Source organism: Verrucomicrobiota bacterium, assembly GCA_039192515.1.
In the GTDB taxonomy this organism is placed as follows: domain Bacteria; phylum Verrucomicrobiota; class Verrucomicrobiia; order Methylacidiphilales; family JBCCWR01; genus JBCCWR01.
In genome coordinates this window covers 99,023-107,699 of record JBCCXA010000008.1, presented here as the reverse complement: position 1 = coordinate 107,699, position 8,677 = coordinate 99,023, and the positions used below count along the sequence as shown (strand labels likewise).

Genomic DNA, 8,677 nt, shown 5'->3' with positions numbered 1-8,677 from the left:
CTCTATAAGATGGTATGCTAGGTGCGCATAACTTCCGAAGAACTATCAAAAATTTTGATACAGTGTGATGCAAGGCCTAGTTAAAACTAAAAAATCTAACAATATAATTCAGGCTAATAAAAAAAAGAGTCATAGAGTTAGAAAAATTAATAATAAACGAGCAAAACGCGTCGTTGTTATTGGTAATGGCATGGTCTCGCACAGGTTATGCCAAAACCTTGTGTACCTTTCTAAGCAACATGCTCATAGAGTGACAGTTATTGGTGAAGAAAAAAGGCCAGCGTATGATCGTGTAAATCTGACAGAGTTTTTTGAAGGTAAATCACCTAAAGAATTATCCCTAGCGCATCCCGAGTGGTATCAAGATAACGATATTGATCTGCAGCTTGGAGATCCAGCAATAGAGATCGACCGGGAGAAGCGCCGTGTTGAGACCATTGGAGGTAAAGATTTTGACTATGACACACTGATCCTGGCGACTGGTTCTCGTCCTTATGTTCCTGATTTCAAGGGTAAGGATTTAGAAGGTGTTTTTGTCTATCGAACCATTGAAGATGTTGAGGAGATCAAGGCCTATGCAGCACAAGCGGAAAGTGCCGCAGTTATAGGAGGAGGACTTTTAGGCCTTGAGGCGGCAAAGGCGCTGCAAGACCTAGGGTTAAGAACGCATATTCTTGAGTACTCTGGCCGTTTGATGTCTAGGCAATTAGATCTTTCTGCATCTGCTGTTCTACAGGGTAAAGTTGAGAAGCTAGGAGTGTTAGTTCACAACAAAGCCACGACAGAATGGATTGAGGCCATAGATGCGGGAAGGCGTATTTATTTAACAGATGGGAGAACCCTAACCGTTGATATGGTAGTGATTTCTACGGGCATTCGTCCACGGAGCGAGTTGGCTAAAAAATGTGGATTAGAGCTGGGGCTACACGACGCTATTATTGTGAACAACAGGCTTCAAACCTCAGATAAAAATATCTATGCCATAGGGGAGTGTGCGATGCACAAAGGAAGAGTTTATGGCTTTGTTGCCCCGGGGTACCGCATGGCAGATATTCTTTCGCAGAACCTGACCGGTAAACGGAATCAATTCTCCGTCATGGATTTTACGGTGCGACTCAAGTTATTGGGTGTTGATGTTTGTACCATTGGAGAGAATCTAGGTGTTGGCGAAGTCAAAAAATTTACGGATCAGAAACAGTACCGCCAGCTTGTATTGGATCGCGGTCGTCTGATTGGTGGCACCTTTATTGGTCCATGTCCAGAAGCTGCATTAATTCAAGCCGATGTGGAAAAACGCAGAAGGCTATGGAATTGGAAACTAAAAGAATTTGAAACGGCGGGTTCGATTTGGGATACGGAGTTTGGGGGATCGGTAAAGTCCTGGCCTGACGCTTCCGTAATTTGCAACTGTAACCATATCTCCAAGCGTGAAATTCTCAATTGCATTTCTAAAGGTTGTAAAACTGTAGAGGATGTTTCGAATAGAACGACTGCTGGATCTGTGTGTGGAAGTTGTAGGCCACTTATCGCGCAACTCACAGGGGGTGAACCTGCACCAGCCGTGCGAGGTGGTGGGATACTGATTGGGATGTCTCTCGCAGGACTGATTCTTGCCCTGGTTACTTATTTTGCTAATCCCGTTGAATTTTCTGATACGGTGCAAGACGTGAGGCATCAGATAGATGCCATCTGGCGTGAATCACTTTATAAGCAGATTAGTGGCTATACTCTGCTCGGCGTCACTTGCCTAGGACTGTTTTTGTCGATTAGGAAACGGATCAAATTGTTTTCATTCGGAGCCTTCATGAATTGGCGCATCCTGCATACGATTTCTGGGGTACTCACATTGGTTATTCTATTTGCTCATACGGGTTTTCGCATGGGGCATAACCTTAATTATTGGCTCATGCTAACTTTTCTTTCACTAAATGTTTTGGGCGCGTTGGCAGGAATTGTCACTGGAGTTGAAAGTAGAGGAACGGGCTCAATGGCTTTGTTGGCCAGGAAAGCGAAGCCTTATATGACCTGGATGCATATCATTCTTTTTTGGCCACTACCGTTGATGATCCTGTTTCACATACTCTCGGTCTATTTTTATTAAATGATGATAATTAGTTAGCGATGTTCAAACTTATACTCAGCTTAAAATGGTGGATTGCAGCATTGGTCTTGATAAGCGTGCAGGGTCTCTACATTGCCAACATCTTCTTTGTTTCCGAGGATAAGAGAGCCTTACTTCCAGGAAAAACGACGGATGGGCATTACCAAATTGAGATGGAATGCACGGCTTGTCACAAAGCTGATATGAGTGATTTAGGGCAACCTGGGGTCATCAACGAAGCTTGTATGAAGTGTCATAAAGAGGATTTAGATAAGGCTAACGACTCGCATCCGGTTAAGAAATTTAAAGATCCAAGAAATGCCGATCGCTTAGAAAGAGTCGACGCACTTCAGTGCATTTCATGTCATCGCGAGCATGTGCCAGATCAAACGCATCTGATGGCCGTGTCACTGCCTGAAGATTATTGTGCTCACTGCCATGAAATGATTGCAGAAGAGCGTCCCAGTCACTTAGGGATGGGTTTTGATACTTGTGCTACAGCGGGATGTCATAACTTCCATGACAACCTTGCTTTATACGAGAGTTTTCTGGTCAGGCATGCCAAGGAGCCCGACATGTTGAATGAGCAGTTGGTTTTGAAAACGACCTTTAAACAAGATTATACAGAAAAGCATGGAGAAAAAGTCAAACAGCTTACTTGGGATGATCATAATGCACCTGCTAAGCATGCAAAAGATCAGACCATTATGAATGATTGGCTCGAGACGGCTCATGCGGCTGCCGGTGTGAATTGTATGGATTGTCATCAAGACAGTAACAAGAAATCACTGACGTATGGTAAGTGGTTAGATAACCCGGATCACACCTCATGTCAGTCTTGCCATAGTCATGAAGTAAAAGGCTTTCTTAAAGGTAAGCATGGTATGAGGCTTGCCGCAGGCTTATCACCCATGACTCCGGGTATGGCTCGCCAACCCATGAAAAGTGAAGTGGCTCATGCGGAGCTGAGTTGTGTGTCATGTCATTCGACTCACCGCTTTGACAAGGTATTTGCGGCGACGGATGCCTGTATGTCTTGTCATGATGACGAGCATTCTCGGAACTATGTGAACTCTAGACACCATGATTTATGGCGTGATGAGGTGGCTGGAAGGATAGACCAGGGAATGGGTGTTTCCTGTGCATCTTGCCATATGCCGAGAGTCAAAATTGAAGAGTTTGGCGAGGAAATTGTCCGAGTTTCACATAACCAGAGTGAGAATTTGAGGCCTAATGAGAAGATGATCCGGACAACTTGCATGCAGTGTCATGGCTTGGGATTCGCTATCGATAATATGGCAGATCGTAAAGTGATAGAAGGCAATTTTAGTGAACGCACGGAAATTCATATCGAGAGTATCGATATGGCATACAAGCGGGAGTTAGAGAAAAAGGAACACGAAAAAAATAGGAGTAATCAATGAGAAAAATAAGTAAAAAAGCTATCACGATAGTATCTATGCTCGGAGTAGTCGCAGGCATAGTGGCGCTGAGTGCATGTGGTGGATCTTCTGGTGGAGGATCTGGAGGTTATAGCCCCCAAACAGTAACGGATTATCTGTTTACTGTTTTGAAAGCGGATAGAACGATCTATGCGCGTCAAGTGATCCAAAGACTTGTAAATAAGGAAAAAGTAATTGGAGCAAGCGAGAACTTTATGGACGAGAAGAAATTACCTCTTCCCGCGCAAATGTTCCGTATGGGATCGGAGTTAGTAGCAGAAAATCCTGATGCTGGGTTTACTTATTCGTTGCAGTCGTTATGGCCGATTAATAAAACAAATGCGGCTGGGCAAACACCTATGGAAAAAGAGGGTCTGCAATATTTGGTAGATAACCCAGGTGAGAATTTTTATGGGGAAGAAGAATTAGGAGGTAAGAAATACTTCACAGCGATTTATCCTGATTCAGCTGTTTCGCCCGCATGTGTGACCTGTCACAATGATCATAAGGATTCACCGAAGACAAACTTTGAATTGGGTGATGTTATGGGAGGAGTCGTTATACGCATTCCATTACAGTAATGGTTTGGAAGCCGGTGCACATTTTGTTCGAACGAAGTGTGTGCCTTAAAAAGTAGAGGATAGGGTTATGAATAAATCATTACTTTTTGTAATCCCGTTCGGTCTCATCGTTATAGGATGTGGTGGAGATAGTGTTCAAAGTGGAAGTGAATCAGGTAAAGCTACAAAGGTTATTCCTGTGGCAACGCCTGATTTATTACCAGTTTTTGATGACCCAGTGATGCAAACGGGACGTGCTATTTGGATACAGAAATGTGGCAAATGTCATTTTAGAGGTAAGGCGGGATCACCCAAGACTCTTGACAAAGAGGAATGGAAAAACCGGATTGCCACCAAAGGGCGCGATACTTTGCTCAAGCATACAATTCATGGGTTTGAGACATTAAGCACTGAAATGCCAGCGCGCGGGGGCTTTGAAGAATTGACGGATGCAGAATTGATTGCAGCAGTGGACTATATAATAAAAATTTCAACTAATTGATAAAAGAAAGGCACAAATATGACAGAAGAACAAATTCAACTTGTCCAGGATTCATGGGCAAAAGTGATTCCAATTCAAGAAACAGCAGCAGAGTTATTTTATGGGAGACTTTTCGAAGTTGCACCCGAAGTAAAAGCTCTTTTTAAGGGGGATATGAAAGAACAGGGTAAGAAGCTTATGACCATGATTACGGTGGCAGTAAATGGACTGACGAAATTAGATACTATTGTAGAGGCAGTTCAGGATATGGGTAAGCGTCATCTTGGTTATGGTGTGAAAGATGAACACTACGATGTAGTTGGGGCATCACTTCTTTGGACTTTAGAAAAAGGTCTAGGAGATGCCTGGAATGACGAGCTAAAAGCTGCTTGGACGGAGACTTACGTTACTTTAGCTACCGTAATGAAAGACGCGGCTAAAGAGGTTCCTGCTTAGGTTATTGCCAAACCTTTTGTTTCGGGCAAGTAGATATTCCCAATCTACTTGCCTTGGCAAGCGTATAATATGGAGTGTTTGATGAGAGCGACGATACAGGTATCCATTCTTGGTTGTTTTTTCTTTTGTCTTTCTACGTCCTGTAGCCGCGATGAAATAAGCGTGTACAAGGCGCCTAAAGATGCTGTGACTCAGCATGAAAAAAAAACTGAGCCGTACTCTTCTGATAAAGAAGTTACTTTTGAAGTGTCTGCCTTGCCAAATGGATGGAAGCAGGTGCCCGCCTCACAGCTGGTATTGGCAGCGTATGATACAGGTGTTGATGCTCAAGCAACTATTACGGCATTCCCCGGGGATGTTGGTGGTGTATTTGCTAATGTGAATCGCTGGCGTCGCCAAATGGGGCTTCCTCCCGCAGTAGATAGTGATCTGAACAATATTGTCCAACGAGTGCAGTTAGGAAAATCCGTACTGAATTTTGTAGAGATTCATGGCTCTGGGGAACAATCTGGACAAAGTGTATTGGTGTATTTTTTTATGAAAGAAGGGAAGACTTGGTTTTATAAAATGTCCGGTGGGGCAAAAGATGTGCAAACCCAAAAAGAAGTCTTCACGCAATTTGTAGAATCCATAGAAGGTTAGAGATTAAAAATGAATAGAACTATGTGGCTTCAAAATATGCTGAAAATTTTTTCATCCTTAAAGTTAACTGTAGGTTGTTTAGCTTTTGCTGCATTGCTTGTCTTTGTCGGAACGCTGGATCAAATTAATTTGGGAATTTATGAGGCACAGAGAAAATACTTTCAAAGTTTTCTGGTGTTCATGGAAGATTCGGATGGCAGAAAATTATTTCCTGTGCTTCCGGGGGGGTATCTCATAGGCGGGTTATTACTTATCAATCTTTTTGTTGTTCTCTTTACACATTATAAATGGACTGGGAGGAAGTCTGGTATTCTTATGATGCATGTAGGGCTAATTATTCTGTTATTGGGGATGTTGATAACAGATCTTCTTAGTCGTGAGAGCTATATGTCGATTGATGAAGGAGGTTATCAGGATTACTCGGAAAGCCAACGCGATCATGAGTTGGTATTAGTCAATAAAACAGATCCTGAATTTGATCTCGTTTTTTCGGTTCCAGAATCTCTACTAAAAGCAGGAGAGTTTTACACGAATGATGAAGTTCCTTTTAAAATACTGGTTCATCGCTATGCAAAAAATTCTCGTGTCCAACAAAGAGAGGATGCCCAGATAAGTCGATTAGAAAGAAAGGGTCTAAGCCGATTTGTTGATTTTGAGAAATGGCCGGCAGCAAAGAAAGTTGATGAAAAAAATATGCCTTCCGTTTCCTTTGAATTGATAGAAGGCACGGTGACGAAGGGAACATGGCTTGCTTCCGCTTATATCAAGGAGCCACAAAAGATTGCCATCAATGGGGGTGAATGGGAAATTTTGATGAGACCAACTCGTTTTTATCATGGATATAAGATTCATTTGAAGGATTTTTCTCATGATCTCTATGCCGGTTCAGATATCCCTAAGAATTTTTCTAGTAAGGTGTATCTAGAGGATGAAATAAATGGAGTGGAGATGGATACCCTCATTTATATGAATCATCCACTGCGTTATCAGGGAGAGACTTTCTACCAAGCGAGTTTTGCTAACGAGGATAAAACTTCTATTCTGCTGGTAGTTAAAAATCCAGGTGCCGCTATGCCCTATGTAGCCTGCACTATGATGGCGCTAGGTATGTTTATCCAATTTGGATTAAGTCTTTGGAAGCATTTATTAGCTAAACGTGTTGCAGTGGGAGTTTTGAGTTCATGAGTTTTCACAGTCTTTTGGGTAAAATAAGGTGGAGTTGGGTGGCTTTTTTCTTAGGGATTTTGGTTCTAGCAAAGCAGGCGCTTCCTCCTAAAGAAGATATAAATTTATTTCCAGTAAATGATCTTGCAGAAACCCCTGTACTGGTCAACGGACGCATCAAACCTATGGATACTGTGGCAAGGAACGGCTTACTCATTCTAAGTGGTAAGCAGAAGCTGAGAGAGTCGCAGCAAGGAATAGATATGAGAGCGATTCATTGGCTTGTATTGATGCTTACAAAGCCAGAAGAAGCTGATGAGTTGAAGGTATTTCGTATCGATCACAAAGACGTTCTTGGCCTGATAGAGGTGAAACAAGAAGGTGGTAAGAAGTATTTCGCTTTCAATGAAATCAAACCATTTTGGCTTAAGGTAGAACAAGCGGCTAAGAAACCTTTGGAGAAAGAATCACAGTTACGTAGTGCTTATGAACGCGCAGTGGTGAAAGTGTACAATCAACTTATTCTCTACCAGCGCATTAAAGAGAGTCTAGCACTCGATGCTTTGCTTAGTGCGGGTTTGGTAGATCAAAACCAAGAGGTGCTGCAGAGGTATGCCTTTATTAGCCAGATAGCTTATATCAATCCAATACTTGATCTTTCAAAAGATGAGATTATTTCAGATCAAAGTTGGGTCTCTCTGGGTGAGAGATTAATACATTTAGATGAGGGTGATGTTGGTTCTGAATTAGTTTATTGGCAAAAAATGGTCTTGAACTACCGAGAGGATAGATTCGAGGAAGCTCAAGCCGCAGCAAGTGATTACAATGACTGGGCCCGGGAGTATGCACCTTCATTTGTTACCAAGGCGAGAGCAGAATTCTTATTCAATCATTTTGGGCCTTTTACCAACAGCATTGCCCTGTATATCGTAGGCTTTCTTTTTATTTGTTGGAGTTGGGTGGGCAAAGAATATGGAGTTCGCAAAGGTAACGTTGCTCTGGGCTTAATCTGGTTGGCTTTTATTGTCCATACCATAGGCCTGATTACTAGAATATACCTACAAGGAAGACCTCCCGTGACTAATCTTTATTCTTCGGCTATTTTTGTCGGCTGGGGCGCAGTGCTTATTTCCTTGATTCTGGAGCAGCTTCACAAAAGAGGGATTGGCAGTATGGTAGCTAGTGTTGTCGGTTTTTTGACTTTGCTGATTGCACATCATTTGGCTATGGAGGGAGATACTTTGGAAATGATGCGTGCCGTCTTGGATTCAAATTTTTGGCTGGCAACACATGTGATTGTGATCACACTTGGTTATTCAGCTACTTTCATAGCGGGATTCATGGCGATTGTTTATATGGTCAGAAAGTTTCTTGGAAAAGTAGATGTGGAAGAAGCAAAAGCATTTAGGGGAATGGTGTATGGAACCGTCTGCTTTGCGACGCTATTTTCTCTAGTAGGGACGATACTTGGGGGTATTTGGGCTGATCAAAGCTGGGGACGTTTTTGGGGTTGGGACCCTAAAGAAAATGGAGCCCTGCTTATTGTCATTTGGAATGCAATGATTTTGCATGCTCGCTGGGGAGGTCTAATCAAAGTCGACGGGCAGATGCGTATGGCAGTCGGTGGAAATATCATTACTGCGTTTTCTTGGTTTGGTGTAAATATGCTTGGAATTGGTCTACATTCTTATGGCTTTATGGAGAGTGCATTTATTTGGCTTGGTATTTTTGTCTTAAGTCAGCTTGCTCTAATAGGACTAAGCTTTTTTCCCATATCGAGGCAAACTCTTAAAACTGTATAGAATGATGAATTTATGTTGTTCCATAAATC

At 42.5% G+C, this 8,677-nt stretch carries 8 protein-coding genes; all 8 read left to right on the top strand.

Features of this window, described 5'->3' with window-relative positions:
* Nucleotides 1-67: 67 nt before the first annotated feature.
* The 8 genes from AAGA18_05655 (at nt 68) to ccsA (ending at nt 8,648) form a co-directional block, all read left to right on the top strand.
* Nucleotides 68-2,101 carry an FAD-dependent oxidoreductase gene (locus tag AAGA18_05655; GenBank protein MEM9444822.1) on the top strand — a complete coding sequence of 678 codons (2,034 nt, stop codon included), beginning with the start codon at nt 68-70 and terminating at the stop codon, nt 2,099-2,101.
* Between the two features lie 20 nt (nt 2,102-2,121).
* On the top strand, nt 2,122-3,525 hold the full coding sequence (locus AAGA18_05650) for a cytochrome c3 family protein (GenBank protein ID MEM9444821.1): 1,404 nt from the start codon (nt 2,122-2,124) through the stop codon (nt 3,523-3,525).
* Nucleotides 3,522-4,124: a DUF3365 domain-containing protein gene (locus AAGA18_05645; GenBank protein ID MEM9444820.1), complete on the top strand. Its 603-nt coding sequence runs from the start codon at nt 3,522-3,524 to the stop codon at nt 4,122-4,124. The genes AAGA18_05650 and AAGA18_05645 overlap by 4 nt, the downstream gene beginning before the upstream one ends.
* A 67-nt stretch (nt 4,125-4,191) precedes the next feature.
* Nucleotides 4,192-4,605: a c-type cytochrome gene (locus AAGA18_05640; GenBank protein ID MEM9444819.1), complete on the top strand. Its 414-nt coding sequence runs from the start codon at nt 4,192-4,194 to the stop codon at nt 4,603-4,605.
* Between the two features lie 18 nt (nt 4,606-4,623).
* Nucleotides 4,624-5,040 carry a globin family protein gene (locus AAGA18_05635; protein ID MEM9444818.1) on the top strand — a complete coding sequence of 139 codons (417 nt, stop codon included), beginning with the start codon at nt 4,624-4,626 and terminating at the stop codon, nt 5,038-5,040.
* Nucleotides 5,041-5,121: 81 nt separating this feature from the next.
* Nucleotides 5,122-5,682: a hypothetical protein gene (locus AAGA18_05630; GenBank protein MEM9444817.1), complete on the top strand. Its 561-nt coding sequence runs from the start codon at nt 5,122-5,124 to the stop codon at nt 5,680-5,682.
* Nucleotides 5,683-5,691: 9 nt separating this feature from the next.
* On the top strand, nt 5,692-6,867 hold the full coding sequence (locus AAGA18_05625) for a cytochrome c biogenesis protein ResB (protein MEM9444816.1): 1,176 nt from the start codon (nt 5,692-5,694) through the stop codon (nt 6,865-6,867).
* Nucleotides 6,864-8,648, top strand: coding sequence for a cytochrome c biogenesis protein CcsA (ccsA, locus tag AAGA18_05620; GenBank protein MEM9444815.1), 1,785 nt, complete (start codon nt 6,864-6,866; stop codon nt 8,646-8,648). Before AAGA18_05625 ends, ccsA begins: the two co-directional genes overlap by 4 nt.
* Nucleotides 8,649-8,677: the final 29 nt, after the last annotated feature.

Coding starts and splice junctions, on each gene's coding strand:
- AAGA18_05630 (MEM9444817.1), top strand. CDS start 5,122: ATGAGAGCGACGATACAGGTATCCATTCTTGGTTGTTTTTTCTTTTGT.
- AAGA18_05655 (MEM9444822.1), top strand. CDS start 68: ATGCAAGGCCTAGTTAAAACTAAAAAATCTAACAATATAATTCAGGCT.
- AAGA18_05625 (MEM9444816.1), top strand. CDS start 5,692: ATGAATAGAACTATGTGGCTTCAAAATATGCTGAAAATTTTTTCATCC.
- AAGA18_05635 (MEM9444818.1), top strand. CDS start 4,624: ATGACAGAAGAACAAATTCAACTTGTCCAGGATTCATGGGCAAAAGTG.
- AAGA18_05645 (MEM9444820.1), top strand. CDS start 3,522: ATGAGAAAAATAAGTAAAAAAGCTATCACGATAGTATCTATGCTCGGA.
- AAGA18_05640 (MEM9444819.1), top strand. CDS start 4,192: ATGAATAAATCATTACTTTTTGTAATCCCGTTCGGTCTCATCGTTATA.
- AAGA18_05650 (MEM9444821.1), top strand. CDS start 2,122: ATGTTCAAACTTATACTCAGCTTAAAATGGTGGATTGCAGCATTGGTC.
- ccsA (MEM9444815.1), top strand. CDS start 6,864: ATGAGTTTTCACAGTCTTTTGGGTAAAATAAGGTGGAGTTGGGTGGCT.